The 26,271-nt window shown below is 51.2% G+C and carries 27 protein-coding genes, 1 tRNA gene, 1 rRNA gene and 1 other annotated feature; of the genes, 15 read left to right on the forward strand and 14 right to left on the reverse strand.

What is annotated here, in order from left to right; translation table 11 throughout:
* Positions 1-230 precede the first annotated feature (230 nt).
* Entirely contained in the window at positions 231-713 is a 483-nt protein-coding gene (gene smpB, locus ICA20_RS06260) for an SsrA-binding protein SmpB (RefSeq protein ID WP_038643314.1), read from the reverse strand.
* Between the two features lie 154 nt (positions 714-867).
* Here smpB and ratA point away from each other — a divergent pair, with 154 nt between their 5' ends.
* Positions 868-1,311, forward strand: a complete 444-nt coding sequence (ratA, locus tag ICA20_RS06265; protein WP_038642770.1) for a type II toxin-antitoxin system toxin RatA — start codon at positions 868-870, stop codon at positions 1,309-1,311.
* Positions 1,295-1,591, forward strand: coding sequence for an RnfH family protein (locus ICA20_RS06270; RefSeq protein WP_038642768.1), 297 nt, complete (start codon positions 1,295-1,297; stop codon positions 1,589-1,591). The genes ratA and ICA20_RS06270 overlap by 17 nt, the downstream gene beginning before the upstream one ends.
* A 50-nt stretch (positions 1,592-1,641) precedes the next feature.
* Here the strand turns inward: ICA20_RS06270 and bamE are convergent, their stop codons facing one another.
* The 3 genes from bamE to nadK all read right to left on the reverse strand — a co-directional run bounded on the left by bamE (position 1,642) and on the right by nadK (position 4,761).
* Positions 1,642-1,986: an outer membrane protein assembly factor BamE gene (gene bamE, locus ICA20_RS06275; protein WP_003826401.1), complete on the reverse strand. Its 345-nt coding sequence runs from the start codon at positions 1,984-1,986 to the stop codon at positions 1,642-1,644.
* 149 nt (positions 1,987-2,135) lie between these two features.
* Positions 2,136-3,797, reverse strand: coding sequence for a DNA repair protein RecN (recN, locus tag ICA20_RS06280; protein WP_038642766.1), 1,662 nt, complete (start codon positions 3,795-3,797; stop codon positions 2,136-2,138).
* An 85-nt stretch (positions 3,798-3,882) separates the two neighbouring features.
* A complete protein-coding gene (gene nadK, locus ICA20_RS06285) occupies positions 3,883-4,761 on the reverse strand; it encodes an NAD(+) kinase (protein WP_038642764.1) in 879 nt (292 codons plus the stop codon).
* 122 nt (positions 4,762-4,883) lie between these two features.
* Here nadK and grpE point away from each other — a divergent pair, with 122 nt between their 5' ends.
* Positions 4,884-5,477 carry a nucleotide exchange factor GrpE gene (grpE, locus tag ICA20_RS06290; protein ID WP_038642760.1) on the forward strand — a complete coding sequence of 198 codons (594 nt, stop codon included), beginning with the start codon at positions 4,884-4,886 and terminating at the stop codon, positions 5,475-5,477.
* Positions 5,478-5,526: 49 nt separating this feature from the next.
* Here grpE and ICA20_RS06295 read toward each other — a convergent pair whose 3' ends face one another.
* Together ICA20_RS06295 and ICA20_RS06300 are read right to left on the reverse strand one after the other, a co-directional pair.
* Entirely contained in the window at positions 5,527-6,816 is a 1,290-nt protein-coding gene (locus tag ICA20_RS06295) for an HlyC/CorC family transporter (protein ID WP_038642758.1), read from the reverse strand.
* A gap of 18 nt (positions 6,817-6,834) precedes the next feature.
* Positions 6,835-7,626 (reverse strand): inner membrane protein YpjD, encoded by a 792-nt coding sequence (locus ICA20_RS06300; protein WP_038643312.1) that lies wholly within the window; start codon positions 7,624-7,626, stop codon positions 6,835-6,837.
* 166 nt (positions 7,627-7,792) lie between these two features.
* Here ICA20_RS06300 and ffh point away from each other — a divergent pair, with 166 nt between their 5' ends.
* From ffh to rplS, 5 genes are all read left to right on the forward strand, one after another.
* Entirely contained in the window at positions 7,793-9,154 is a 1,362-nt protein-coding gene (gene ffh, locus ICA20_RS06305; RefSeq protein WP_006687321.1) for a signal recognition particle protein, read from the forward strand.
* A 251-nt stretch (positions 9,155-9,405) separates the two neighbouring features.
* The gene (gene rpsP, locus ICA20_RS06310) at positions 9,406-9,654 is read left to right on the forward strand and encodes a 30S ribosomal protein S16 (protein WP_003031228.1); all 249 of its coding nucleotides are present in this window, start codon (positions 9,406-9,408) and stop codon (positions 9,652-9,654) included.
* 18 nt (positions 9,655-9,672) lie between these two features.
* On the forward strand, positions 9,673-10,221 hold the full coding sequence (rimM, locus tag ICA20_RS06315; RefSeq protein ID WP_003031230.1) for a ribosome maturation factor RimM: 549 nt from the start codon (positions 9,673-9,675) through the stop codon (positions 10,219-10,221).
* A 44-nt stretch (positions 10,222-10,265) separates the two neighbouring features.
* The gene (trmD, locus tag ICA20_RS06320) at positions 10,266-11,033 is read left to right on the forward strand and encodes a tRNA (guanosine(37)-N1)-methyltransferase TrmD (protein ID WP_003031232.1); all 768 of its coding nucleotides are present in this window, start codon (positions 10,266-10,268) and stop codon (positions 11,031-11,033) included.
* 39 nt (positions 11,034-11,072) lie between these two features.
* Positions 11,073-11,420, forward strand: coding sequence for a 50S ribosomal protein L19 (gene rplS / locus ICA20_RS06325; RefSeq protein ID WP_006687325.1), 348 nt, complete (start codon positions 11,073-11,075; stop codon positions 11,418-11,420).
* Positions 11,421-11,559: 139 nt separating this feature from the next.
* Here the strand turns inward: rplS and ICA20_RS06330 are convergent, their stop codons facing one another.
* The 4 genes from ICA20_RS06330 to ICA20_RS06345 form a co-directional block, all read right to left on the reverse strand.
* Entirely contained in the window at positions 11,560-12,042 is a 483-nt protein-coding gene (locus ICA20_RS06330; RefSeq protein WP_038642755.1) for an OmpA family protein, read from the reverse strand.
* Positions 12,043-12,054: 12 nt separating this feature from the next.
* Positions 12,055-13,278 (reverse strand): diguanylate cyclase DgcN, encoded by a 1,224-nt coding sequence (gene dgcN, locus ICA20_RS06335; RefSeq protein WP_038642753.1) that lies wholly within the window; start codon positions 13,276-13,278, stop codon positions 12,055-12,057.
* Positions 13,271-13,789 carry a YfiR family protein gene (locus ICA20_RS06340; protein ID WP_038642751.1) on the reverse strand — a complete coding sequence of 173 codons (519 nt, stop codon included), beginning with the start codon at positions 13,787-13,789 and terminating at the stop codon, positions 13,271-13,273. Before ICA20_RS06340 ends, dgcN begins: the two co-directional genes overlap by 8 nt.
* A 158-nt stretch (positions 13,790-13,947) precedes the next feature.
* Positions 13,948-14,322: a DUF2799 domain-containing protein gene (locus ICA20_RS06345; protein WP_038642749.1), complete on the reverse strand. Its 375-nt coding sequence runs from the start codon at positions 14,320-14,322 to the stop codon at positions 13,948-13,950.
* 215 nt (positions 14,323-14,537) lie between these two features.
* Here ICA20_RS06345 and aroF point away from each other — a divergent pair, with 215 nt between their 5' ends.
* Both aroF and tyrA read left to right on the forward strand, forming a co-directional pair.
* Positions 14,538-15,608 (forward strand): 3-deoxy-7-phosphoheptulonate synthase AroF, encoded by a 1,071-nt coding sequence (gene aroF / locus ICA20_RS06350; RefSeq protein ID WP_038642747.1) that lies wholly within the window; start codon positions 14,538-14,540, stop codon positions 15,606-15,608.
* Positions 15,609-15,618: 10 nt separating this feature from the next.
* On the forward strand, positions 15,619-16,740 hold the full coding sequence (tyrA, locus tag ICA20_RS06355) for a bifunctional chorismate mutase/prephenate dehydrogenase (protein WP_038642745.1): 1,122 nt from the start codon (positions 15,619-15,621) through the stop codon (positions 16,738-16,740).
* A 42-nt stretch (positions 16,741-16,782) separates the two neighbouring features.
* Here the strand turns inward: tyrA and pheA are convergent, their stop codons facing one another.
* The 4 genes from pheA to bamD form a co-directional block, all read right to left on the reverse strand.
* Entirely contained in the window at positions 16,783-17,943 is a 1,161-nt protein-coding gene (gene pheA / locus ICA20_RS06360; protein ID WP_038642743.1) for a bifunctional chorismate mutase/prephenate dehydratase, read from the reverse strand.
* A 22-nt stretch (positions 17,944-17,965) separates the two neighbouring features.
* Positions 17,966-18,091: a sequence feature (Phe leader region), on the reverse strand.
* Entirely contained in the window at positions 18,043-18,090 is a 48-nt protein-coding gene (pheL, locus tag ICA20_RS06365; protein WP_100250063.1) for a pheA operon leader peptide PheL, read from the reverse strand. (Overlaps the previous feature by 48 nt.)
* A 102-nt stretch (positions 18,092-18,193) precedes the next feature.
* The gene (raiA, locus tag ICA20_RS06370) at positions 18,194-18,532 is read right to left on the reverse strand and encodes a ribosome-associated translation inhibitor RaiA (RefSeq protein ID WP_003031244.1); all 339 of its coding nucleotides are present in this window, start codon (positions 18,530-18,532) and stop codon (positions 18,194-18,196) included.
* A 270-nt stretch (positions 18,533-18,802) separates the two neighbouring features.
* Complete coding sequence (bamD, locus tag ICA20_RS06375; RefSeq protein ID WP_005130417.1) at positions 18,803-19,540, reverse strand: outer membrane protein assembly factor BamD; 738 nt, start codon at positions 19,538-19,540, stop codon at positions 18,803-18,805.
* 131 nt (positions 19,541-19,671) lie between these two features.
* On the opposite strand from bamD, the gene rluD reads away from it, so the two are divergent.
* From rluD to ICA20_RS06400, 5 genes are all read left to right on the forward strand, one after another.
* Complete coding sequence (gene rluD / locus ICA20_RS06380) at positions 19,672-20,652, forward strand: 23S rRNA pseudouridine(1911/1915/1917) synthase RluD (protein ID WP_038642740.1); 981 nt, start codon at positions 19,672-19,674, stop codon at positions 20,650-20,652.
* On the forward strand, positions 20,649-21,380 hold the full coding sequence (gene yfiH, locus ICA20_RS06385; RefSeq protein ID WP_038642738.1) for a purine nucleoside phosphorylase YfiH: 732 nt from the start codon (positions 20,649-20,651) through the stop codon (positions 21,378-21,380). The genes rluD and yfiH overlap by 4 nt, the downstream gene beginning before the upstream one ends.
* 129 nt (positions 21,381-21,509) lie before the next feature.
* Positions 21,510-24,083, forward strand: coding sequence for an ATP-dependent chaperone ClpB (gene clpB, locus ICA20_RS06390; protein ID WP_038642736.1), 2,574 nt, complete (start codon positions 21,510-21,512; stop codon positions 24,081-24,083).
* Positions 24,084-24,499: 416 nt separating this feature from the next.
* Positions 24,500-26,039 (forward strand): 16S ribosomal RNA (locus ICA20_RS06395).
* An 85-nt stretch (positions 26,040-26,124) separates the two neighbouring features.
* Positions 26,125-26,200: transfer RNA gene (locus ICA20_RS06400), tRNA-Glu, on the forward strand.
* Positions 26,201-26,271: the final 71 nt, after the last annotated feature.

A 26,271-nucleotide genomic window follows, 5' to 3' on the forward strand; every position in this document is an offset into this window, starting at 1 on the left:
TAAACAACAGTAATAATAATGCTATTTTGAAAGATGAAAAATAGCGCGTGGGAGTACTTGAAGTTTTATTTTATTGGACTACTGCTTGCCTGCAGGCTGGGGTTCGTATTTTTAACTGAACGATTCAGCAATGGAATCTATAATTACTATGAATGTATTGTACGACTTTCAATAACTAAAAAATAAAGGCCAGTCATCATGGTGATAGACTGGCCACAGAGAAAAGAAGGTTATCGCCCGGCATTTTTCATAATACGTGCTTTATCCACCTGCCATTCGCGTTCTTTTACGTCGGAGCGCTTGTCGTGTTGTTTCTTACCTTTGGCGACGCCAATTTTTACTTTACACCAGGCGTTCTTCCAGTACAGCGACAGTGCTACTACGGTATAACCCTCCCGATTCATACGACCATACAAAGAGTCGAGTTCGCGCTGGTTTAACAGTAGTTTACGGGTACGGGTGGGATCGCATACCACGTGTGTTGAGGCAACGGCCATCGGTGTGAAGTTGGCGCCAAACAGGAACGCTTCGCCGTCTTTGAGTATAACGTAGCTATCGCCGATGTTAGCTTTACCTGCGCGCAAGGATTTGACTTCCCAGCCCTGCAGAGCGAGTCCTGCTTCGAACTCTTCTTCGATAAAGTATTCGTGTCGTGCGCGTTTGTTAAGCGCGATTGTGGCTGAGCCAGGTTTGTGTGCTTTTTTCTTCGTCATAATGCCGCTCAGTATAGGTAATCTGGAATCGAAAAACACCCCATTTCATCCAGCGGGGCGCAAGGCGCTATCTTAGCACGAGTTGGGCTATAGCGTTTTTTTTAGCGAGTGATAAATGGTATTATTTGTGTGATTGATATTGATGGAAATTGTTATGCCTCAGATTAGCCGGACCGCTTTAGTACCTTACAGTGCGGAGCAGATGTATCAGTTAGTGAATGATGTTAAATCCTATCCCCAGTTTTTACCGGGGTGCACCGGTAGCCGCGTACTGGAGTCGACTCCGGGACAAATGACTGCCGCAGTGGATGTCTCCAAAGCAGGGATTAGCAAAACGTTCACCACGCGTAACCAACTGACCAGTAACCAGAGCATCCTGATGCATCTGGTCGATGGACCGTTTAAGAAACTGATTGGCGGCTGGAAGTTTACGCCGTTAAGCCAGGACGCGTGTCGCATTGAGTTTCATCTCGATTTCGAGTTCACGAATAAACTCATCGAGCTGGCGTTTGGCCGCATCTTTAAAGAGCTGGCTTCGAATATGGTGCAGGCTTTCACGGTTCGCGCGAAAGAGGTTTACAGTGTCAGCGTCGGCTAAAATTGTCGTTGAAGTGGCATATGCGCTGCCCGAAAAACAGTATTTACAGCGCGTAACGCTGCAGCAGGGCGCAACGGTGGAAGAGGCTATCCGCGCTTCCGGGCTGCTGGAATTGCGTAATGATATCGATCTCAGCAAAAATAAAGTGGGCATCTACAGCCGTCCGGTAAAGCTTGCGGATGTTCTGCATGACGGCGATCGGGTGGAAATTTATCGGCCGCTGATTGCCGATCCCAAAGAGCTGCGCAGGCAGCGAGCAGAGAAATCCGCTAAAAAATAACAGACAATAAAAAAGGTGCTCATTGAGCACCTTTTTTTGATCTCTCAAACCTACTTGTTGTCGGTCAGGGCAGGTTTGTTATCAATGTTGGTCAATACGCCGCTGCTGTTAAAGGTCAGCGTCAGCGTTTGCTGAGTTACGCCTTCATGTCCAGGTTGCTGACGGAACACATAGAACCAGGTGTTAGTGCCAAAAGGATCGGACATCATCGGGGTACCCAGAGCATAAGCAACCTGCTGTTGCGTCATGCCTGTACGCACTTTGGCGACATCGGTTGGTGTCAGATAATTTCCCTGGTTGATGTCAGGGCGGTAAACCACTCGCTCCAGAGTGGAACAGCCTGCAGTCAACATCAGTAGTACTGCTGCAGCAGCAGTCAGCGTTTTACAGCGCATAGTGATTTGATTCCTTTTCGGGCCCGAGCAGTACGCGGCTCATATGTAATATGCCGATGATAATAGACCTTTCACCACTTTAAAACCTTTTGCTGTCGGGTCGGTCGGCGATTTTATGTTGAACTCAGACCTTCACAAGGGAAAAAAGTTTATGCCGCCAGCAGTTCTTTTGCGTTTGCGAGGGTATTGCGCGTGACTTCGCTTCCGCCAAGTAAGCGGGCTAACTCCTGCAGACGCGCGCGTTTATCAAGCGGTTGCATGTGTGTTTCCGTCATTGCGCCGTCAGTTTCCTTGCTGACATAGAAATGTTGATGACCACAACCAGCAACCTGCGGCAGGTGAGTCACGCACATAACCTGGGTTGATTCCCCCAACTGACGCAGCATTTTGCCCACGACCGCAGCCGTCGGACCGCTGATACCGACATCAACCTCATCGAAAATCAGCGCCGGAGTTTCCATTTTACGTGCGGTAATAACCTGAATAGCCAGAGCGATGCGCGACAGCTCGCCGCCAGAAGCAACTTTCGCGATCGGCTGTAACGGCTGACCCGGGTTAGTGGTAACTTTAAACTCTACGCGATCGGCGCCGTCCGCGCTCAGATGGTGCTCATCAAATTTTACATCAATGCAAAAGAGACCATGCGGCATCGAAAGGGTATGCATACTCTCGGTAATGAATTGTCCCAGTTCCTGCGCATAATGCTGGCGCTGTTGGTGCAACCTTTTTGCTGTTTCCAGCGCCTGCTGGTGGTGATTGTTCACCGCCAGGGTTAAGGTTTCGAGCGAGTCAGCCTGATCGTCAAGTTGCTGTTGCTCATCTAACAAAGACTGATAGAACTGCGGTAACGCTTCCGGGGAGACGTGATGCTTACGTGCCAACGAGATTTGCTTTGAAATACGCTGCTCAAGTTCGAACAAACGGTTAGGGTCTAAATCCAGACGATCGCAATAGTGGCGCAGTTCATCGCTGGCTTCACTGAGCTGAATGGTTGCCTCTTCCAGCATATCCAGGATACCGGAAAGTTTGCCGTCCATGCCTGCGAGTTCAGTGACCAGGTGCTTTGCGGTGTACAATTGGCTCTGCAGATTGATGTCTTCGCCATCCGCGAGGATAGCCAGCGCCTGCTGGCTGGTGGTGAGCAATTGCCCGCTGTTAGCCAGACGCTTGTACTCTTCATCAATTTGCTCAAACTCGCCCGGCTGCGGGTTGAATTCGTTCAATTCTTTTAGCTGATATTGCAACAGTTCCGCCCGTGCTGCGCGTTCCTGACTTTGTTGCTGATGATGCGCCAGATCGCGGCAGCTTTGGTGCCATAGCTGATAGCGCGCGGTCATTTCCTGGGTCAGGGATGCTTCATTGGCGTAACCATCAAGCAGGAATTTTTGGTGTTCGGATTTCGTCAGAAGCTGGTGCGCGTGCTGGCCGTGGATTTGAATCAGCAGCTGGCCCAGCTCACGAAGCTGTGACAGCGGAACGGCGGTACCGTTAATAAAGCCACGGGAGCGGCCGTCGCTGCTGATCACGCGACGCAGCAAGCACTCACGGCCATCTTCAAGCTGGTTCTCTTCCAGCCAGCGCAAAGCTGCTGGGGTGTCTTTTAAGGCGAAACGGGCGCAGAGGTCGGCTCGCGCAGCGCCTGCGCGCACCATGTCAGCGTCTGCGCGCCCGCCCAGGCACAAACCGAGAGCATCAATGGCAATGGACTTACCCGCACCTGTCTCACCGGTGATGACGGTCATGCCGTTCTGGAAATCGATCTCAAGTTCACGAACGATAGCAAAATTGCTGATGGTCAGTTGTGCCAACATAGCTGTTTTCCTGTATGAAAAACCATAACTGTAATTACATACAGTATAAACTGGTTTTTTATACAGTAAAGAGGTTGGCGTTAAATTAGAATAATTTTTTTGACCAGCCCAGTTTTGTACTTAATGTATTGAAATAGCTGTAATCTTTTGGATGTATCAGGTTCAGATGATAATCACAGCGACGGATCAATACGTCTTCCCCTTCCTGTATCGGCAGGGCGATTTGGCTGTCGCAGCTGATCTCCAGATCGCTACGGCGATGAGAAAAGCGCAGGCGAATGGTGCTGCTACTGTTGATCACCAGCGGACGCGCAGAAAGCGTATGCGGGAACATCGGCACCAGCGTAATGGCATCCAGAGATGGCGTCAGAATTGGGCCTCCGGCAGAGAGGGAGTAGGCGGTAGAACCGGTAGGCGTAGAGATAATTAGCCCGTCGGAACGCTGAGAGAAAGCAAAGATTTCATCGATATACACTTCGAACTCAATCATGTGCGCCACTTTGCCTGGATGCAGTACCACTTCGTTGATTGCGGTGCTGATGCGCTTCTGGCAATCCTGCTGGCATACCTGGGCTTCGAGTAAAAAGCGTTTTTCGCTGATGTAGTGGCCTTCCAGCACGTCGGCTAATTGTTGGTGGGCATTGTCTGGATCGAGGTCGGTGAGGAAACCGAGGTTACCACGGTTAATGCCGATAACCTTGATGTCATAACGTGCCAGGGTGCGCGCAGCGCCCAGCATATTGCCGTCGCCACCGACGACTACGGCGAGGTCTGCCTGCTGGCCAATCTCCGCGAGCGTACCGGTTTTCACATTTTTCAGCTGTAGCTCGTGAGCGATTTGTTGCTCCACGATAACCTCATAACCTTTGGTGCACAGCCAACGGTAGAGCATTTCATGTGTTGTCAGTGCAGTGGGGTGACGTGGATGCCCCACAATGCCAATACACTTGAAATGATTGTTCATTTTCTCGAGGTCCTTGTAACGAAGATTAGTGACAATGTGAGTACTTCCCTTGAAACCCTGAATCTTATCCCCATAATAATCCAGGTTAGCGAGATGAATGCGAAAAAAACGCGGAGAAATTCATGAGTAGTAAAGAACAGAAAACGCCTGAGGGGCAAGCCCCGGAAGAAATTATCATGGATCAGCACGAAGAAGTTGAGGCGGTTGAACCAGACGCTTCTGCTGAGCAGGTGGATCCGCGCGATGAAAAAATTGCGAATCTGGAAGCTCAGCTTGCTGAAGCCGAAACTCGCGAGCGCGACAGCGTGTTGCGTATCAAAGCGGAAATGGAAAACCTGCGTCGTCGTACCGAACTGGACGTAGAAAAAGCGCATAAATTTGCGCTGGAAAAATTCGTCAACGAGCTGCTGCCGGTGCTGGACAGTCTGGATCGTGCGCTGGAAGTGGCGGACAAAGACAATGATGCGATGGCGCCGATGATTGAAGGTATTGAGCTGACGCGTAAGTCAATGCTGGATGTGGTGGCGAAGTTTGGTGTGCAGGTGGTTGCGGATATCGATGTGCCGATGGACCCGAACGTGCATCAGGCCATTGCAATGGTAGAGTCTGACGACGTTGCTGCCGGTAATGTGCTGATGGTCATGCAGAAAGGCTATACCCTGAACGGACGTACCATCCGTGCGGCGATGGTCTCCGTGGCGAAAGCCAAAGGCTAATCAGCCTCGGGCCGGGTAATGCTGATGCGCTACCCGGTCCGGACTCCTCTCACTGGTCCGATACGCTCTCGCGCAGCGGTGTAACCGGCAACACCTGTACCTGTTTAATCATATTGTCCTGCACGTCGAGAATATCGATATCGTACTGCCCAATACGCACTCGCGTGCCGGCAACCGGGATCTCTTCCAGCGCTTCAAGAATAATACCGTTCACGGTACGTGCGTCATCCTCCGGCAGGTGCCAGTTAAACGCCTTATTGATTTCACGAACGTTGGCGCTGCCGTCAATGATCACTGAGCCATCATTCTGCGGCGTCACCTCTTCGGCAAGCGTCGGTGACATTGACGTGGTGAAATCGCCGACAATCTCTTCCAGAATATCTTCGACCGTGACCAGCCCCTGAATATCGCCATATTCATTGACCACCAGACCCACTTTCTTCTTATTGCGCTGAAATTTAATGAGCTGGGTGCTGAGGGGCGTACCTTCCGGGACGTAATAAATTTCGTCAGCCGCGCGTAACATGGTCTCTTTGGTGAACTCTTTTTTCTCCGCCATTAATCGCCAGGCTTCGCGTACGCGCAGCATACTGATGGCATCGTCGAGTGAGTCGCGGTACAGCACAATACGACCGTGAGGGGAGTGCGAAAGCTGGCGCACGATTGATTTCCAGTCGTCGTTAATATCAATGCCGATGATTTCACTGCGCGGCACCATGATGTCATCGACGCTGACTTTTTCCAGATCCAGCACGGACAGCAGCATATCCTGATTACGACGTGAGATTTGGGAGCGTGATTCATTCACCAGCGTTCGCAGTTCATCTTTACTCAGCGAACCGCTCACCACGATATCCGTTTTGATACCCATCATGCGCATCAGCAGACGGGTGATGGTATTAAGCAACCAGACCAGCGGCATCATGATGATTTGCAGGGGGGCCAGCAAAAAACTGCTCGGGTAGGCGACTTTTTCTGGATACAGCGCGGCAATGGTCTTTGGCAGTACTTCGGCAAAAACCAGTACCACAAACGTTAGCACCCCGGTGGCGATGGCGACGCCGGCATCGCCATACAGGCGCATACCGACAATAGTGCCAAGCGCAGAGGCCAGAATATTCACCAGGTTATTCCCGATCAGTACCAGGCTTATCAGGCGATCCGGCTTGCGAAGTAACTTTTCAACGCGTTTTGCCTGACGATTACCTTGCTTGGCCCGATGCCGCAGACGATAGCGATTCAGAGTCATCATTCCGGTTTCAGAACCGGAAAAATAGGCGGAAATGACCACCATGATGAGAAGCGTGACAATGAGCGTGGTGGTGGAGATGTGTTCCACGTAGGGTTCCTTAAAGATTTAACTCACGAACTGCTGCAGTATACGGCTGCCGAAATAGGCCAGCGTCAGAATGACTGCGCCTGCGACGTTAAACCATACGACGCGACGTCCGCGCCAGCCTTCATGGTAATGCCCCCACAACAGAACGATATAGACAAACCATGCCACGATAGAAAGAACGGCTTTATCAATATTTTCAGTACTGAACAGGTTATGCATGTAAAACAGGCCAGTACACAGAGTGAGCGTCAGCAGAACCACGCCGATCTGGGTGATATGAAACATTTTCCGCTCAATGCTCATCAGTGGCGGCATTTCATTACTGAACGCCAGTTTTTTGTTTTTCAATTGATAATCGATCCAGGCCAGCTGTAGTGCATACAGCGCGGCGATAATCAGCGTGGCGTAAGCAAACAGCGATAGCCCGATGTGAATCATCATGCCCGGTGTCGCTTCGAGATGAGTGATGAACTCGTTAGGCATAAACGTCGCGAAGGCGAGGTTGATCAGAGCAAAGGCGTAGACAATGGGCAGTAATAGCCAGCCACGGTTGCGTGAAGCGACGATAGTCATTACCGTGCAGATCATCAGGCTAACCAGCGAGCCAACGTTCAACAGGCTCAGGTTTTGTCCGCTTTCACCGCCGGGCAGGATACGCGCTTCCAGGGCGATAGCATGGCTTACCAGCGCGACGACCGCAGAAAGAATAGCCATACGCCGCCAGCCGCTGTTTTTTTGCAGCAGAGCGGGAATAATCAGCGCGAGGCTGAATGAGTAGGCGACAAGGGCGAGCAGAGCAAAAACGGGCATATTAGGTGTCGACAGTTGGCCAGTGATAAAGAAAAGCAGTATAGCGTTACGTGACCGCTGCTCCAACCGTTGCATAACAACAAAGGCGGCTTCATGTTATACTGCGACAAATTTCTGTTGATGTGTCGCTGTCGCGACCGACCGTTTCCACCCCAGGCGAGAGACAATGTTTGATAATTTAACCGATCGTTTGTCGCGCACGCTGCGCAATATCAGTGGCCGTGGACGCCTTACTGAAGACAACGTTAAAGAGACGCTGCGCGAAGTGCGCATGGCGCTGCTGGAGGCTGACGTAGCGCTGCCGGTAGTGCGTGAGTTTATCAATCGCGTAAAAGAGAAAGCGGTTGGTCATGAAGTTAACAAAAGCCTGACGCCGGGTCAGGAATTCGTCAAGATTGTCCGTAACGAGCTGGTTGCGGCAATGGGCGAAGAAAACCAGACCCTGAATCTGGCTGCTCAGCCGCCTGCCGTCGTGCTGATGGCGGGCTTGCAGGGGGCAGGTAAAACCACCAGCGTGGGTAAGCTGGGGAAATTCCTGCGTGAGAAGCACAAGAAGAAAGTGCTGGTGGTCTCTGCGGACGTTTATCGCCCGGCGGCGATTAAACAGCTGGAAACGCTGGCCGAGCAGGTTGGTGTGGACTTCTTCCCGTCGGATGTCGGTCAAAAACCGGTCGATATCGTCAACGCCGCGCTGAAAGAAGCCAAACTCAAATTCTACGACGTGCTGCTGGTGGATACCGCCGGTCGTCTGCACGTTGACGAAGCGATGATGGACGAAATCAAACAGGTCCACGCTTCTATCAAGCCGGTAGAAACGCTGTTTGTCGTCGATGCGATGACCGGTCAGGATGCCGCCAATACCGCAAAAGCCTTTAACGAAGCGCTGCCATTAACCGGCGTGGTGCTGACCAAAGTTGATGGTGATGCTCGTGGCGGTGCGGCGCTTTCTATTCGTCATATCACCGGCAAGCCGATTAAATTCCTCGGCGTCGGCGAGAAAACCGAAGCGCTGGAGCCGTTCCACCCGGATCGTATTGCTTCACGTATTCTCGGCATGGGCGACGTGCTGTCGCTGATCGAAGATATCGAAAGCAAAGTTGACCGCGCGCAGGCAGAGAAATTAGCCAGCAAGCTGAAAAAAGGCGACGGCTTCGATCTCAACGATTTCCTTGAGCAGCTCAAGCAGATGAAAAACATGGGCGGTATGGCAAGCCTGATGGGCAAACTGCCGGGTATGGGTCAGATCCCTGACAATGTGAAATCGCAGATGGACGATAAAGTGCTGGTGCGTATGGAAGCCATCATCAACTCGATGACGATGAAAGAACGCGCTAAGCCGGAAATCATCAAAGGTTCCCGTAAACGCCGTATTGCTACCGGCTGCGGTATGCAGGTACAGGACGTTAACCGCCTTCTGAAACAGTTCGACGACATGCAGCGCATGATGAAGAAAATGAAGAAAGGCGGGATGGCGAAGATGATGCGGAGTATGAAGGGGATGATGCCGCCAGGCTTCCCGGGCCGCTAATTTCCCGGCCTGGCTCACTTGCTACTTCGGCACCGGGGTGTGCTCGCCATCCTCACGTACTGTGTGTACGCTGCGGTGGCTGCGTGCACGCCGGCACCGAACTCGCTGCGCCGCCGACGGCCTTCTACAGCAGAGTTATTAACTGTTGATTGCTTTTTTCCCAGAAATCAGTAAAATTTTCGGGCTTTTAATATGACACCGGGTCCCTTCCCTCGATGGGGCCCGGTGTTTTATTCACACAAGAGGATGTTATGGTTACTATTCGTTTAGCTCGTCACGGCGCTAAAAAGCGTCCGTTCTACCAGGTTGTTGTCACCGACAGCCGTAATGCACGCAACGGTCGCTTCATCGAGCGCGTTGGCTTCTTTAACCCAATCGCTAGCGAAAAAGAAGAAGGCACTCGCCTGGATCTGGATCGCATCGCTCACTGGGTTGGCCAGGGCGCGACTATTTCTGATCGCGTAGCTACGCTGATCAAAGCAGCAAACAAAGCAGCTTAATCTGTCACGGTGGTCATGATGAGCAAGCAACTCGCCGCGCAGGCTCCTGTGGAACCCATCGTTTTGGGGAAAATGGGGTCTTCTTACGGTATTCGTGGTTGGCTCAGAGTGTTTTCTTCCACTGAAGACGCCGAAAGCATTTTTGACTATCAGCCCTGGTTTATCCAGAAGGCGGGTCAGTGGCAGCAAGTACAGCTGGAAAGCTGGAAGCACCACAATCAGGATCTGATCATCAAGCTGAAAGGCGTTGACGATCGTGATTCGGCGAATCTACTGACCAATTGTGAAATTGTCGTGGATTCCTCGCAGTTGCCAGCGCTGGAAGATGGTTCCTACTACTGGAAAGACCTTATGGGCTGCCAGGTAGTGACCACTGAAGGCTACGATCTCGGTAAAGTCGTCGATATGATGGAAACCGGTTCGAATGACGTCATCGTCATCAAGGCAAACCTGAAAGATGCGTTTGGTATCAAGGAACGTCTTGTACCGTTCCTCGATGGGCAGGTTATCAAGAAAGTCGATCTCGCTACTCGTACTATCGAAGTAGATTGGGATCCTGGTTTTTAAACCACCGGATAAACGGTAAAAGTCGGCGTTATGGGGATTGGCTTGTGTTTATAGGTATTGTTAGCCTGTTTCCTGAAATGTTCCGCGCAATTACCGATTACGGGGTAACTGGCCGGGCAGTAAAAAATGGCCTGCTGAACATCCAGAGCTGGAGTCCTCGAGACTTTACTCATGACCGGCACCGTACCGTGGACGATCGTCCTTACGGCGGCGGACCGGGGATGTTAATGATGGTGCAACCCTTACGGGATGCCATTCATGCGGCAAAAGCTGCGGCTGGTGAAGGCGCAAAGGTGATTTATCTGTCACCTCAGGGACGCAAGCTTGATCAAGCGGGCGTCAGCGAACTGGCCACGAATCAAAAGCTGATTCTGGTGTGTGGTCGCTATGAAGGTATCGATGAGCGCGTGATTCAAACCGAAATTGATGAAGAATGGTCAATCGGCGATTACGTCCTCAGCGGTGGTGAGTTACCGGCAATGACGCTGATCGATTCCGTTTCCCGGTTTATTCCGGGGGTTCTGGGTCATGAAGCATCAGCAATCGAAGATTCGTTTGCTGACGGGTTGCTGGACTGTCCACACTATACCCGACCTGAAGTGTTAGAGCAGATGGAAGTACCGGCAGTATTACTGTCGGGGAACCACGCTGAGATACGTCGCTGGCGTTTGAAACAGTCGCTGGGCCGGACCTGGCTTAGAAGACCTGAACTTCTGGAAAACCTGGCTCTGACTGAAGAGCAAGCAAGGTTGCTGGCGGAGTTCAAAAAGGAACACGCACAACAGCAACATAAACATGATGGGCAGGCGTAAGCCCCCAATATCAGTTTACCCAGGATAAGAGATTAAATTATGAGCAACATTATTAAGCAACTTGAACAAGAACAGATGAAGCAGGACGTACCTTCCTTCCGTCCGGGTGATACCGTGGAAGTGAAAGTATGGGTTGTTGAAGGTTCCAAAAAACGTCTGCAGGCATTTGAGGGCGTGGTTATCGCTATTCGTAGCCGCGGTCTGCACTCTGCATTCACTGTTCGTAAAATTTCCAACGGCGAAGGCGTTGAGCGTGTCTTCCAGACTCACTCTCCGGTAGTTGACAGCATTGCTGTTAAACGTCGTGGTGCTGTTCGTAAAGCTAAACTGTATTACCTGCGTGAGCGCACTGGTAAGTCTGCTCGTATCAAAGAGCGTCTTAACTAAGATTCGCGCAAGCGACATCCTGTTAGAAAAGGGCTGGCCGAAAGGCTGGCCCTTTTTTTATCGCGATATTTACTGATGGGGAACAGACTGACTGCCGGGGAACTTTACATACTCTCTGGATACAGTCAGCCGGGGATGATTACGGTGTGGCGATCACGACCGCGACACGGCGGTTTTCAGCACGACCTTTAGAGGTCTGGTTACTGGCGATAGGGTATTTCTTCCCGAGTCCCTGGGTGGTCAGATTGGTACGGGGAATATTAGCGCCTTGTGCCCAGGCATCGGCCACGACATTCGCGCGTTTGAGCGACAGAGCCTCGTTGTAGCTGTCTTCGCCGTAGTTATCCGTATGACCATCCAGACGAGCATGGTTTAGCCCGGTAGCAGCCAGTTTGGATGCCATTTCCTGAATCTGCTTTTCACTTTCCGGACGTAGCTTATAGTCGTTTTTATCAAACAGGATATTGTCAGACAGGCCAAGAGACCAGTCTCCTGAAACTTCGCTAAATCCGTACGATTTCATAGCTGCAATTTGCTCTGGGGTAAATTTTCCCTGAGGTGCCTGACAGCCTGCCACGATCAGTAAAAGCAGAAAAAACGGTGAAAATAGGCGTTTTAACATGTGTGTAATTCCTTATTTAATAATGCGTTCAGAACGTAAATGTTTGGCCTGATACATATTTTGATCGGCAAGTTCTTGTAATTTCTCGGCAGAGGCATGTTCCCACGTCAGCGCAAAGCCAATGCTGAGTGTCATGCTTGCCAGATGACCATTGTGCAGGTCAAAAGGTCGGTTAAACGCTTGTGACAGTGCGGCACAGATACGCTGAACTTCGTATTCTGAGTGAACGCTATACAGCACCATGGCAAACTCATCGCCGCCAAGCCTGTAGGGGTGATGTCGATCACCTCCAAACTCGGACAGCCTTTTTGCAACTTCAATCAGGACACGGTCGCCCGCTGCGTGGCCCCAGGTATCGTTAATAAATTTAAAATTATCACCATCAAGGAATAGCAATGCAGAACTGCTGCGGGCAGCATCGTCGTTCATCAGGGCGTTAATGCTGCTGCGAAATGCGGCGCGATTTGCCAGTCCTGTCAGAGGATCATGTAATGCGGTACGCAAAAGCTGAGCGTTCTTTGCCTGCAACCGAAGTTGCCATTCCTCCATCTCGTCCAACAGGCTATTAAAATCCTGGGCAAAAAGATGAAATTCTTCGATACGTTCTTCTGAAACACGTCGTGAAAAGTTACGGTTGGTACGGACATCATGTACCACCTCGGTGATATTTTGCAGGGCTTCTACTACGCCATTGTGCAAATAGCGAGTGAGCATTAATGCAATGCCTGATGCCAGCAGAATGCATCCGGTAAGAACGGCCAGCGACAGATAAATGAAATGGCTGATCACGCTATCGCGGGCAGTCAGGCGCACTTCACCAATAACATTGCCATTATGCAAAATGGGCTGCGTGACCGGTTGCGGAAACAACCAGTGGCTGATCAAACCGCTGATCTTTTCCGTGGTGTCCTGCGCGTCATAGCGCCAGGTGGCGATCACGTTCTGATTTTTATTACGCACTTCCGCTACGGAAAACTGCCCTTGTTGCCCTAGCGCCGCCAGAGTTTCTGTTGCCGCAACACTGTCAGAAAAGACTAATGCAGCTTCAAGTGTACGAGTCATCGTGGCTGCGGTCAGGTCCAGGTTCTTTTGCGCATACTGTCTTAATGCCAGCACGGAGGAAATGCTAAGCAGCAGCCAGATCAACGTCATGGTGACCAGGACGCTGATTATGCTGATACGCCGTAATGTCCGCTTAAACGTCGGGCGTGTTATGGGAGAATGGCCCTTATCCATGCTTTTTATTCCGTGCTAGCATCAATACGTCTGGACTGACCCTTACGCCACTGCGTGAAAGGGAATCCATATTTACGGAAAATCTCACATCTTCATCTTTAATTATGAGGCAAAAGGCACTGCCAATAACGCATTCGGGATTCTGTTCAGCGATTAATAACAGTGCCTTTGTCGGATATTTATTCTTTAATTCCACCTGATAACCAGGGGATTCTTTTCCAAAATAAAAACCATCACACTGCGAAACTAATATTTCTTGTTCCGTACGAATGATGACGGGAAGATAGGGTAAAGCACCAGTACTGGTATCTCCCAGTACACTGGAAAAACGCGATGAAGAGAAAATACACAGTTTTGGTGGCCCGGAAAGTGCAGGCCAGTGTGTATAACTGACGATGCCGGAAACCATCGCGCGTACAGATTTTGCTTCTTCCGTAACGCTCTGGGCGTACAGCGGTAATCCGGTCAGGAGCAGTGCCAGTAGAAGTATGAGTCGGTAAGAATAGCTCATGAATAGTTACCTACCAGCGGTTGCCGTAAAGCGTCGAAATACACTCAAGATTGTTTGAGACAAAATAACATTATTTTCCTAAGTCGTCATTATTCCGGGTATAAAGCTATGGATAATTTAAGTTAAATCTTATGTGTATATAAAATATAAGCTATTGTTTAATTTAATCTTATAGCGGCATTACCTTCGTTTGCCCCTTTTTGCCAGGCGTTGTGTAACTGGTCAACATTTTCGACAGTATCGCAACTTGGGGGAAAGGTTTTCCCGGCCAGACCCCTGGCGTAAACAAAATCCTGCTGGCAAGTTTTACGTTGTCCCTCGGCGTAACCCTTAAGATATTCCGTACGATCGACTTCTGGATCATTGTAATTGTCGGCAAGAATTTCATTATCTTTAACCGCATAGCCTGAAATGGCATCGCGTATGCCGGCATCGTACCAGTCGGTGCCAGTCCAGGTAGGGGCGTGAGTATAGGGGTCTATCTGACATCCGCTAAGAAGTAGTATTAATAAGGTGCTGATGAGTTGCTTCATTGTCTGTGCTCCCGCGTTTTTTTAAGCATAGTGGATCTGATATCAGGATTGTGTAAATTTAACTATACACTCATGTAGGCCTTATTTAGTGATTAATAGCTCGATGTAAATTAAATTTTACGGATTATGGATTGAAATCTTTACCTGTTGTGATATCGTTATTTCCTCCTCGCTGAGGATCAACTATCGCAAACGAGCTAAACAGGATCACCATCATGCAAAAAGACGCGCTGAACAACGTACATATTACCGACGAACAGGTTCTGATGACTCCGGAACAGCTGAAAGCTGAATTTCCGCTGAGCCAGGCACAAGAGGCGCAAATCGCCCAGTCGCGTAAAACCATTTCAGATATTATCTCCGGTCGCGATCCGCGCCTGCTGGTGGTATGTGGTCCGTGCTCCATTCACGATCCTGAAATGGCAATTGAGTACGCTCGTCGATTTAAAGCCCTTGCCGCAGAGGTCAGCGATAACCTCTACCTGGTGATGCGCGTCTATTTTGAAAAACCCCGTACTACCGTTGGTTGGAAAGGGTTAATTAACGATCCTCATATGGATGGCTCTTTTGATGTTGAAGCTGGACTGAAAATTGCGCGTCAGTTGCTGCTTGAACTGGTAAATATGGGACTTCCGCTGGCAACTGAAGCCCTGGATCCTAATAGCCCGCAATACCTGGGCGATCTGTTTAGCTGGTCAGCAATCGGTGCGCGTACCACGGAATCACAGACTCACCGTGAAATGGCTTCTGGTCTTTCGATGCCGGTTGGCTTTAAGAACGGCACTGACGGCAGCCTGGCCACCGCGATCAACGCCATGCGTGCCGCGGCGCAGTCACACCGTTTTGTCGGTATTAACCAGGCAGGGCAGGTAGCGCTGCTGCAAACTCAGGGCAATCCGGACGGTCATGTGATCCTGCGTGGCGGCAAAGCGCCGAACTACAGCCCGGCAGATGTTGCCCAGTGCGAAAAAGAGATGGAACAGGCGGGACTAAGACCTTCCCTGATGGTAGATTGCAGTCATGGTAACTCCAATAAAGATTACCGCCGTCAGCCTGCCGTGGCTGAATCCGTGATTGCGCAAATCAAAGATGGCAATCGCTCGATCATTGGTTTGATGATTGAAAGTAATATTCATGAAGGCAACCAGTCTTCCGAACAGCCGCGCAGCGCAATGAAATACGGCGTGTCCGTAACCGATGCCTGCATTAGCTGGGAAATGACGGATGCGCTACTGCGTGAAATTAGCCTGGATTTAAACGGCCAGCTGTCGGCGCGTGTAGCATAAGAGGTTGGTTATGGTTGCTGAATTGACCGCATTACGCGATCAAATTGATGAAGTCGACAAGGCGCTGCTGGATTTGCTGGCACGCCGCCTGGAGCTGGTTGCTGAAGTCGGTGAAGTAAAAAGCCGCTTTGGGCTGCCGATTTACGTGCCGGAGCGGGAGGCCTCTATGCTGGCTTCACGCCGCGCGGAAGCGGAAGCCCTTGGCGTACCGCCGGATCTGATTGAAGATGTGCTGCGCCGGGTTATGCGCGAGTCCTACTCCAGTGAAAATGACAAAGGATTTAAAACGCTTTGTCCTTCCCTACGACCGGTAGTGATCGTCGGCGGCGGTGGTCAGATGGGGCGTCTTTTCGAAAAAATGCTCACTCTGTCAGGTTATCAGGTGCGGATCCTGGAACAGCAGGACTGGGATCGCGCGTCGGAGATCGTCTCTGATGCAGGCATGGTGATCGTCAGCGTGCCGATCCACGTCACCGAGCAGGTGATCGCTAAATTACCGCGTCTGCCGTCTGACTGTATCCTGGTCGATTTGGCATCGGTGAAAAATGGTCCTTTACAGGCGATGCTGGCAGCGCACGATGGTCCGGTGGTGGGGTTACATCCCATGTTTGGTCCGGACAGCGGCAGTCTGGCAAAACAGGTGGTTGTCTGGTGTGATGGACGTCAGCCGGAAGCCTATCAGTGGTTCCTGGAACAGATTCAGGTCTGGGGCGCGCGGCTGCATCGGATCAGCGCCGTTGAACACGACCAGAATATGGCGTTTATTCAGGCCTTGCGTCACTTTGCGACCTTCGCCTATGGTCTGCACCTGGCGGAAGAAAACGTGCAACTGGAACAATTGCTGGCGCTCTCTTCGCCGATTTATCGCCTTGAACTGGCGATGGTTGGACGCCTGTTTGCCCAGGATCCGCAGCTGTATGCCGATATCATTATGTCGTCTGAGAGCAACCTTGCGCTGATCAAACGCTACTATCAACGTTTTGGTGAGGCGATTGGTTTACTGGAGCAGGGCGATAAGCAAGCGTTTATCGACAGCTTCCGTAAGGTGGAGCACTGGTTTGGCGATTATGCGAAACGCTTCCAGAGCGAAAGCCGTACTTTGTTGCGCCAGGCGAATGACAGCCGTCCTTAAGTAAGATGCCGGATAAGCTTAGCGCCATCCGGCATTGTCACGTTAACTCGGATCGACCGGCACCACGTTCTCACTCGGGTAACATCCCAGCACCTTCATCGAACGCGTAATCTCCCCCAATTCCTTTAACGCTTTTTGCATTTGGGGGGATTCCAGATTCGCCTGGATATCAAGATAAAACATCTCTTCCCATGGATTGCCGTGAATCGGGCGTGACTCCAGTTTAGTCATAATCAGATTATGGTTACGCAGTACCAGCAGCGCTTCAACCAGCGCACCGGCCTGTTGGCCTGTTGCCATCAGCAGCGTGGTTTTAGCCGGAACCTGGTCGGAAACATTGATAGCCTTGCGTGCCAGTACCACAAAGCGGGTGATGTTTTGTGTCTGGTTAGCTTCGATATGCTCGAGAACCTGCAAACCATACAGTACGCCTCCGGCTTCGCTCCCCAATGCGGCTACGCGCGGTGAGTTAGCTTGTGCAACTTTTTCCATCGCCGCTGAGGTGCTTTCGGTGTACTCAATCTTCCAGTGTGGGTAACGGCTCAGGAACTTGCTGCACTGTTGGAACGGCTGCGGGTGGCTGTATACCGTATCAATGGTCTCGAGATCGGTTGTGCCGGATACCAGTACGCAGTGGTCAATCGTAATAGTCATCTCGCCAACGATAGACAGACTGGTGTGCTGCAGCAGGTCGTAGACGTCGTTAATCCCACCGGAGCTGGTGTTTTCAATCGGGACGACCGCATAGTCAGCTTGTCCGGTTTCGACCTGATTAAAGATATCGGCAAATTTCGCGCAGCCGCTTTCAATGAATTGTTCAAAATGACGGGCAGCATACTGACGTGCGGCGAGGTGTGAGTATGAGCCTTTTGGTCCAAGGAAGGCGACGCGCGCGGAATGCGGGTTAATTTTGTTCAGATGTTGCTGGAGCAGTGCCTGCTGCGTCAGGACGGAGTCTTCGATAATCAGTTGGAACAAGCGGGTGATATAGTGCGCGTCGAGATGATGCGCTTTGCCAAGCTGAATCAGCCGGTCTAACAGATCGCGTTCGCGGTCGATATCACGTACTGGACGATGTGAAAGCAGTTTAGCTTTACCGACTTCTACGGCCAGCCCACGCCGTTCAGCCAGCAGGGCCAGTAATTTTTCATCCAGCGAACTGATTTTATCGCGCAGCGCCAGCAATGGGTTTTCCGATGTCATAGTGTTGCCTTTCTTGTTATCAATAAAAAAGGCCCCCCGTTGTGGGAGGCCTTATTGTTCGTCTTCGCATTCTTTATCACACGACGAAACGCCTCCCATTCAGGGGAAGGTAAAAAAGAATGCGAAGAAGAACGGGACAAGTTTCATGTAATTTTCCTTTGGCTACGTCAGTAAAGTACCCGTACTGTTTTCACCCTGTCAACAAAAAACGCGCCCGAAGGCGCGTTGGCGATACACTCAATGTAAGGGACTACTCTTCTTCTGCTTCGACGAAGTTGGCGTCTTTGACTGAAGTCGTTGCACGACGGGCTTCGCCTTTGTGCTGCACTTTATTGAGCTGCCGTTCCAGCTTGTTGATCAAATCGTTAATTGCGGTGTACATATCCTCGTGTTTTGCGCTGGCGACCAGATGTCCGTTCGGTGTATTGATGGTGGCATCAGCAATGAAACCCTGTGGCTCCTTAGACAGAATGATATGTGGATTAATCAGATGAGTTTGCCATTTTTCAAGTTTGGCGAGACGGTCTGCGACATGCTGGCGAATTGCCGGAGTAATTTCCATTTGTTTACTGGTAATGTTCATTGTCATAAATTTTACCTCTTGTCTTTCCCGTCTTGGTGATTCCAGCATACCGTTCCTAATGTCAAAATGTGTGATTTAAATCACATTATTTTGTCGCTTTTTGTCAAGAAAACCTTTTTGTGAGGCACCGCAGGAACAAGCGATTTTTTACTTGAGGAATAGCAGAAAGCAGGCCATATTTGATGAGATGCGTTGGAGCTAAACCGCTTCAGTTATGGCGTAAACGGATAAAAAAACGGCAGCCCTTGGGGCTGCCGTTTTGCATTCTGAGGTAAATCAGGTGTTACTGCTGTTGGCGGCAATGATTTTCGCTACTTTTTCTGCCTGAGCATTCATTTGCATCTGGCGATAAGCGTTTTCCATTAACGGCAGAGCATCACGCGTTGCCTGGGTATCCGGGTAGTCGCGCAGCATGCCTTCCACACGGTTTACCACCGCCACCCATGCGCCACGGGCAGTGTAATATTCCGCAACGGAGTATTCATACTTCGCCAGACGATCTTTCAGGAACACCAGACGTTTAGTGGCGTCAGTGGTGTACTGGCTGTTCGGATAGCCACGTACCAGTTTGGAAAAGTCATTAAACGCAGCTCGGGCATGTTGTGGATCGCGATCGCTGCGATCAACCCCAAAGAATCCTTGCAGTGCGCTATCATCCAACGCCATATTGGTCAGGCCACGCATATACATGACATAATCAATGTTAGGGTGTGTCGGATTAAGACGGATAAAACGATCGATGGCAGCCTGAGCAAGTGGCAGATCGGCGTTTTTGTAGTAGGCGTAGATGAGATCTAATTGCACCTGCTGAGAATACGGTCCAAATGGATAACGGTTATCCAACGCTTCCAATTGCGTTATTGCCTGTTTCCAGTTACCGTCCTGCAGCTTTTGCTGAGCAGTCGCGTAGATTTCATTTGGCGGATTATCGGGCACCTCTTCCTTTGAACCAGAGCAACCCGCCAAAAACAGGCTCAACGTGGCTGCTGCCACCAGATATTTCATGCGCGTCATGACGTTTTGACTTTCCTCAAAATGTTTTACGGGAGATTCTCTGTTCCTGCTCCCGGTTAAGACCAGCTACAATAGCACACTATATTAAACGGCAAAGCCGTAAAACCCAACGTTAAACAAAGAAGCAGTTTATGGCACAACGAGTAGAACTCACCGCAACAGTCTCCGAAAATCAGCTCGGTCAACGCTTAGATCAGGCTTTGGCCGAATTGTTCCCTGATTATTCGCGATCGCGCATAAAAGAATGGATCCTCGACCAGCGCGTGCTGGTAAATGGCAATCTTTGCGATAAACCGAAAGAAAAAGTGTTGGGTGGAGAGCAGGTCTCCATCAATGCAGAAATTGACGAAGAGGTTCGTTTTGAACCTCAGGATATCCCGCTGGATATCGTGTATGAAGATGATGACATTCTTGTTATCAACAAACCGCGTGACCTCGTGGTGCATCCGGGCGCAGGCAATCCTGATGGCACGGTATTGAATGCGTTGCTGCATTACTACCCGCCAATTGCGGATGTTCCTCGCGCGGGTATCGTCCATCGTCTGGACAAAGACACGACCGGATTAATGGTGGTGGCAAAAACCGTTCCGGCGCAAACGCGTCTGGTGGAGTCATTACAGCTGCGTGAAATTACCCGTGAGTACGAAGCCGTGGCGATTGGTCATATGACAGCGGGCGGAACCGTTGAAGAGCCGATTAGCCGTCACCCGACCAAGCGTACACACATGGCGGTACACCCGATGGGTAAACCGGCGGTGACGCACTATCGTATTATGGAACACTTCCGTGTGCACACGCGTCTGCGGTTGCGTCTGGAAACCGGACGTACGCACCAGATCCGCGTGCACATGGCGCATATCACTCATCCGCTGGTGGGCGATCCGGTCTACGGTGGTCGTCCGCGTCCACCAAAAGGCGCTTCTGACGAATTTATTTCCGTATTGCGTAAGTTCGACCGTCAGGCGCTGCACGCGACCATGCTGCGTCTGTATCACCCGATTTCCGGTATCGAAATGGAATGGCATGCGCCAATTCCGCAAGATATGGTGGAATTGATTGAAGTGATGCGCGCTGATTTCGAAGAACATAAGGATGATATTGCCTGGTTATGAGTAAGCTAATTGTCCCGCAGTGGCCGCTACCGCAAGGTGTTGCGGCATGTAGTTCTACCCGTATTGGCGGTATCAGTATGCCGCCTTATGATTCGCTGAATTTGGGCGCCCATTGCGGCGATAACCCGGAGCATGTCGAAGAGAACCGCAAACGACTGTTTGCTGCGGGCAATCTGCCTTCAAAGCCAGTCTGGCTGGAACAGGTTCACGGCAAGGACGTCCTGAAACTGACGGGCGAGCCGTACTCCTCCAAACGTGCGGATGCGTCATACAGCAATACGCCTGGTACCGTGTGTGCGGTGATGACGGCGGACTGTCTGCCCGTACTATTTTGTAATCGTGCAGGTACGGAAGTCGCGGCGGCCCATGCAGGTTGGCGCGGATTATGCGCCGGTGTGCTGGAAGAGACGGTGGCGTGTTTTGCCGACAAACCTGAAAACATTATTGCCTGGCTAGGCCCGGCGATTGGCCCGAACGCGTTTGAAGTGGGGCCAGAAGTCCGCGCAGCGTTCATGGCGCATGATCCGCAGGCGGACCTCGCATTTGTACCGCGCGCAGACAAATATCTGGCGGATATCTACCAGCTTGCGCGCCAGCGTCTGGTAAATGTCGGCGTGACGCACCTCTACGGCGGTGACCGGTGCACCTTCAGCGAAAGTGAGACTTTCTTCTCTTATCGTCGCGACAATACCACGGGTCGTATGGCAAGTTTTATTTGGCTGATATAACCTAAAGAATCAAGACGATCCGGTACGTGTAATTTTCTTTTCACATAATTCAGGTCATTCACCTTGAATAATTGAGGGATGACCTCATTTAATCTCCAGTAGCAATTTTGACCTGTTATGGGAGGAGTTATGCGTCTGGATCGTCTTACTAATAAATTCCAGCTTGCTCTTGCCGATGCCCAGTCACTCGCATTGGGGCACGACAATCAATTCATCGAACCACTTCATCTAATGAGCGCCTTGCTGAATCAGGAAGGGGGATCGGTACGTCCTTTATTAACCTCTGCTGGCATTAATGCCGGCCAGTTACGTACAGCCATTGACCAGGCGTTGAGCCGCTTGCCGCAGGTAGAAGGTACCGGCGGTGATGTGCAGCCTTCTCAGGATCTGGTGCGTGTACTGAATCTTTGCGACAAGCTGGCGCAAAAACGAGGGGACAACTTTATTTCGTCAGAGCTGTTCGTTCTGGCGGCGCTTGAGTCACGCGGTACGCTGACCGATTTATTAAAATCAGCAGGGGCGACGACCGCCAATATCACTCAGGCAATTGAACAAATGCGTGGAGGTGAAAGCGTGAATGATCAGGGAGCTGAAGACCAACGTCAGGCCTTGAAAAAATATACCGTCGATCTGACCGAACGCGCCGAACAGGGCAAGCTCGATCCGGTTATCGGTCGTGATGAAGAAATTCGCCGCACCATTCAGGTGCTGCAACGTCGTACTAAAAATAACCCGGTATTGATTGGTGAACCTGGCGTCGGTAAAACCGCCATCGTTGAAGGACTGGCGCAGCGTATTATCAACGGCGAAGTGCCGGAAGGCTTAAAAGGCCGCCGCGTACTGGCGCTGGATATGGGCGCGCTGGTGGCCGGGGCAAAATATCGTGGCGAGTTTGAAGAACGTTTAAAAGGTGTGCTGAACGATCTCTCTAAACAAGAAGGCAACGTCATTCTGTTTATTGATGAGCTGCATACCATGGTTGGCGCGGGTAAAGCCGATGGCGCCATGGACGCCGGGAACATGCTAAAACCGGCGCTGGCGCGTGGGGAACTGCACTGCGTAGGCGCAACCACGCTCGATGAATATCGTCAGTACATCGAAAAAGATGCGGCGCTGGAACGCCGTTTCCAGAAAGTGTTTGTGGCCGAACCTTCAGTAGAAGACACCATCGCCATTTTGCGTGGTCTGAAAGAACGTTATGAGCTGCACCACCATGTGCAGATCACTGACCCGGCGATTGTTGCGGCAGCGACGCTGTCTCACCGCTATATTGCCGACCGTCAGTTGCCGGATAAAGCCATCGACCTGATCGATGAAGCGGCATCCAGCATTCGTATGCAGATTGACTCCAAGCCGGAAGAACTGGACAGACTCGACCGCCGTATTATCCAGCTCAAACTGGAACAGCAGGCATTAATGAAAGAGTCTGATGAGGCGAGTAAAAAACGTCTTGATATGCTCAACGAAGAACTGGACGACAAAGAGCGCCAGTATTCTGAGTTAGAAGAAGAGTGGAAAGCGGAAAAAGCCTCGCTCTCCGGTACTCAGACGATTAAGGCTGAGCTGGAGCAGGCGAAGATCGCCATCGAGCAGGCGCGTCGTGTGGGCGACCTGGCGCGGATGTCCGAGCTGCAGTACGGTAAAATCCCGGAGCTGGAAAAACAGCTGGAAGCCGCTACCCAGTCGGAAGGTAAAACTATGCGTCTGTTGCGTAACAAAGTGACCGATGCAGAAATTGCTGAAGTGCTGGCGCGTTGGACGGGGATCCCGGTTGCCCGCATGTTGGAAGGCGAACGGGAAAAACTGTTGCGTATGGAGCAGGAGTTGCACAGCCGTGTGATTGGCCAGAACGAAGCGGTTGAAGCGGTATCTAACGCGATTCGCCGTAGCCGTGCTGGGCTGTCTGACCCGAACCGTCCGATTGGTTCATTCCTGTTCCTTGGGCCGACCGGTGTCGGTAAAACCGAACTGTGTAAAGCGCTGGCAAACTTTATGTTCGACAGTGACGATGCAATGGTGCGTATCGATATGTCCGAGTTTATGGAGAAACACTCGGTGTCTCGTCTGGTCGGTGCGCCTCCGGGATATGTCGGCTACGAAGAGGGGGGGTATCTCACTGAAGCAGTGCGCCGTCGTCCTTACTCCGTCATCCTGCTGGATGAAGTGGAGAAAGCGCATCCGGATGTGTTCAACATTCTGCTGCAGGTGCTTGACGATGGTCGTCTGACCGACGGGCAGGGGAGAACGGTCGACTTCCGTAATACGGTGGTCATCATGACTTCGAACCTGGGCTCTGATCTGATCCAGGAACGTTTTGGCGAACTCGATTACAGCCACATGAAGGATATGGTGCTGGGCGTTGTGAGCCATAACTTCCGCCCGGAATTTATCAACCGTATAGATGAGGTTGTGGTATTCCATCCGTTGGGTGAGCAGCATATTGCTTCTATTGCTCAGATCCAACTGCAGCGTCTGTATAAACGTCTGGAAGAGCGTGGCTATGAAATCCATATCTCAGACGAAGCGCTCAAACTGCTGAGCGCGAATGGTTACGATCCGGTATATGGCGCGCGTCCATTGAAACGCGCTATCCAGCAACAGATCGAAAACCCGCTGGCGCAGCAAATTTTGTCTGGGGAGCTGATTCCTGGCAAAGCCATTCGCCTGGAAGTGAACGACGACCGTATCGTGGCAGTGCAGTAAGTCACAAAACGATAATAAACGAGCCCTGTGGGGCTCGTTTTTGTTTAAAAACCAGGCAAAAATAGAAGGGTTGAGTGAAAAGTAATCGTTTGATAAGTTTTTTGTATTTTTAACTTGTCAGCCTGAAATAACTCCCTATAATGCGCCTCCACTGACACGGAACAACGGATTACACGCCGCCGGGTCAGCGGAGAAAAGCGTAAATAAACGCTTGACTCTGAAGTGGGATAGCGTAATATGCACACCCCGCGTCGCTGAGAAAAAGCGAAGCGGCACTGCTCTTTAACAATTTATCAGACAATCTGTGTGGGCACTCGAGGATACGGATTCTTAACGTCGCAAGACGAAAAATGAATACCAAGTCTCTGAGTGAACACGTAATTCATTACGAAGTTTAATTCACGAGCATCAAACTTAAATTGAAGAGTTTGATCATGGCTCAGATTGAACGCTGGCGGCAGGCCTAACACATGCAAGTCGAACGGTAGCACAGAGAGCTTGCTCTCGGGTGACGAGTGGCGGACGGGTGAGTAATGTCTGGGAAACTGCCCGATGGAGGGGGATAACTACTGGAAACGGTAGCTAATACCGCATAATGTCGCAAGACCAAAGAGGGGGACCTTCGGGCCTCTTGCCATCGGATGTGCCCAGATGGGATTAGCTAGTAGGTGGGGTAACGGCTCACCTAGGCGACGATCCCTAGCTGGTCTGAGAGGATGACCAGCCACACTGGAACTGAGACACGGTCCAGACTCCTACGGGAGGCAGCAGTGGGGAATATTGCACAATGGGCGCAAGCCTGATGCAGCCATGCCGCGTGTATGAAGAAGGCCTTCGGGTTGTAAAGTACTTTCAGCGAGGAGGAAGGCGTTGTGGTTAATAACCACAGCGATTGACGTTACTCGCAGAAGAAGCACCGGCTAACTCCGTGCCAGCAGCCGCGGTAATACGGAGGGTGCAAGCGTTAATCGGAATTACTGGGCGTAAAGCGCACGCAGGCGGTCTGTCAAGTCGGATGTGAAATCCCCGGGCTCAACCTGGGAACTGCATCCGAAACTGGCAGGCTAGAGTCTTGTAGAGGGGGGTAGAATTCCAGGTGTAGCGGTGAAATGCGTAGAGATCTGGAGGAATACCGGTGGCGAAGGCGGCCCCCTGGACAAAGACTGACGCTCAGGTGCGAAAGCGTGGGGAGCAAACAGGATTAGATACCCTGGTAGTCCACGCCGTAAACGATGTCGACTTGGAGGTTGTGCCCTTGAGGCGTGGCTTCCGGAGCTAACGCGTTAAGTCGACCGCCTGGGGAGTACGGCCGCAAGGTTAAAACTCAAATGAATTGACGGGGGCCCGCACAAGCGGTGGAGCATGTGGTTTAATTCGATGCAACGCGAAGAACCTTACCTACTCTTGACATCCAGAGAACTTAGCAGAGATGCTTTGGTGCCTTCGGGAACTCTGAGACAGGTGCTGCATGGCTGTCGTCAGCTCGTGTTGTGAAATGTTGGGTTAAGTCCCGCAACGAGCGCAACCCTTATCCTTTGTTGCCAGCGGTCCGGCCGGGAACTCAAAGGAGACTGCCAGTGATAAACTGGAGGAAGGTGGGGATGACGTCAAGTCATCATGGCCCTTACGAGTAGGGCTACACACGTGCTACAATGGCATATACAAAGAGAAGCGACCTCGCGAGAGCAAGCGGACCTCATAAAGTATGTCGTAGTCCGGATTGGAGTCTGCAACTCGACTCCATGAAGTCGGAATCGCTAGTAATCGTGGATCAGAATGCCACGGTGAATACGTTCCCGGGCCTTGTACACACCGCCCGTCACACCATGGGAGTGGGTTGCAAAAGAAGTAGGTAGCTTAACCTTCGGGAGGGCGCTTACCACTTTGTGATTCATGACTGGGGTGAAGTCGTAACAAGGTAACCGTAGGGGAACCTGCGGTTGGATCACCTCCTTACCTTAAAGAACCGACCTTTGCAGTGCTCACACAGATTGTCTGATGAAAAGTGAATAGCAAGGCGTCTTGCGATTGAGACTTCAGTGTCCCCTTCGTCTAGAGGCCCAGGACACCGCCCTTTCACGGCGGTAACAGGGGTTCGAATCCCCTAGGGGACGCCACTTGCTGGTTCGTGAGTGAAAGACGCGCACCCTGATATCTCAAAACTGACTTGCGAGTCATGTTTGAGATA

It is taken from the genome of Citrobacter sp. C5_2 (genome assembly GCF_014596845.2).
Classification (GTDB): domain Bacteria; phylum Pseudomonadota; class Gammaproteobacteria; order Enterobacterales; family Enterobacteriaceae; genus Citrobacter; species Citrobacter werkmanii.

Coding starts and splice junctions, on each gene's coding strand:
- smpB (WP_038643314.1), bottom strand. CDS start 713: ATGACGAAGAAAAAAGCACACAAACCTGGCTCAGCCACAATCGCGCTT.
- ratA (WP_038642770.1), top strand. CDS start 868: ATGCCTCAGATTAGCCGGACCGCTTTAGTACCTTACAGTGCGGAGCAG.
- bamE (WP_003826401.1), bottom strand. CDS start 1,986: ATGCGCTGTAAAACGCTGACTGCTGCTGCAGCAGTACTACTGATGTTG.
- recN (WP_038642766.1), bottom strand. CDS start 3,797: ATGTTGGCACAACTGACCATCAGCAATTTTGCTATCGTTCGTGAACTT.
- nadK (WP_038642764.1), bottom strand. CDS start 4,761: ATGAACAATCATTTCAAGTGTATTGGCATTGTGGGGCATCCACGTCAC.
- grpE (WP_038642760.1), top strand. CDS start 4,884: ATGAGTAGTAAAGAACAGAAAACGCCTGAGGGGCAAGCCCCGGAAGAA.
- ICA20_RS06300 (WP_038643312.1), bottom strand. CDS start 7,626: ATGCCCGTTTTTGCTCTGCTCGCCCTTGTCGCCTACTCATTCAGCCTC.
- ffh (WP_006687321.1), top strand. CDS start 7,793: ATGTTTGATAATTTAACCGATCGTTTGTCGCGCACGCTGCGCAATATC.
- rpsP (WP_003031228.1), top strand. CDS start 9,406: ATGGTTACTATTCGTTTAGCTCGTCACGGCGCTAAAAAGCGTCCGTTC.
- rimM (WP_003031230.1), top strand. CDS start 9,673: ATGAGCAAGCAACTCGCCGCGCAGGCTCCTGTGGAACCCATCGTTTTG.
- rplS (WP_006687325.1), top strand. CDS start 11,073: ATGAGCAACATTATTAAGCAACTTGAACAAGAACAGATGAAGCAGGAC.
- ICA20_RS06330 (WP_038642755.1), bottom strand. CDS start 12,042: ATGTTAAAACGCCTATTTTCACCGTTTTTTCTGCTTTTACTGATCGTG.
- dgcN (WP_038642753.1), bottom strand. CDS start 13,278: ATGGATAAGGGCCATTCTCCCATAACACGCCCGACGTTTAAGCGGACA.
- ICA20_RS06340 (WP_038642751.1), bottom strand. CDS start 13,789: ATGAGCTATTCTTACCGACTCATACTTCTACTGGCACTGCTCCTGACC.
- ICA20_RS06345 (WP_038642749.1), bottom strand. CDS start 14,322: ATGAAGCAACTCATCAGCACCTTATTAATACTACTTCTTAGCGGATGT.
- aroF (WP_038642747.1), top strand. CDS start 14,538: ATGCAAAAAGACGCGCTGAACAACGTACATATTACCGACGAACAGGTT.
- tyrA (WP_038642745.1), top strand. CDS start 15,619: ATGGTTGCTGAATTGACCGCATTACGCGATCAAATTGATGAAGTCGAC.
- pheA (WP_038642743.1), bottom strand. CDS start 17,943: ATGACATCGGAAAACCCATTGCTGGCGCTGCGCGATAAAATCAGTTCG.
- raiA (WP_003031244.1), bottom strand. CDS start 18,532: ATGACAATGAACATTACCAGTAAACAAATGGAAATTACTCCGGCAATT.
- bamD (WP_005130417.1), bottom strand. CDS start 19,540: ATGACGCGCATGAAATATCTGGTGGCAGCAGCCACGTTGAGCCTGTTT.
- rluD (WP_038642740.1), top strand. CDS start 19,672: ATGGCACAACGAGTAGAACTCACCGCAACAGTCTCCGAAAATCAGCTC.
- yfiH (WP_038642738.1), top strand. CDS start 20,649: ATGAGTAAGCTAATTGTCCCGCAGTGGCCGCTACCGCAAGGTGTTGCG.
- clpB (WP_038642736.1), top strand. CDS start 21,510: ATGCGTCTGGATCGTCTTACTAATAAATTCCAGCTTGCTCTTGCCGAT.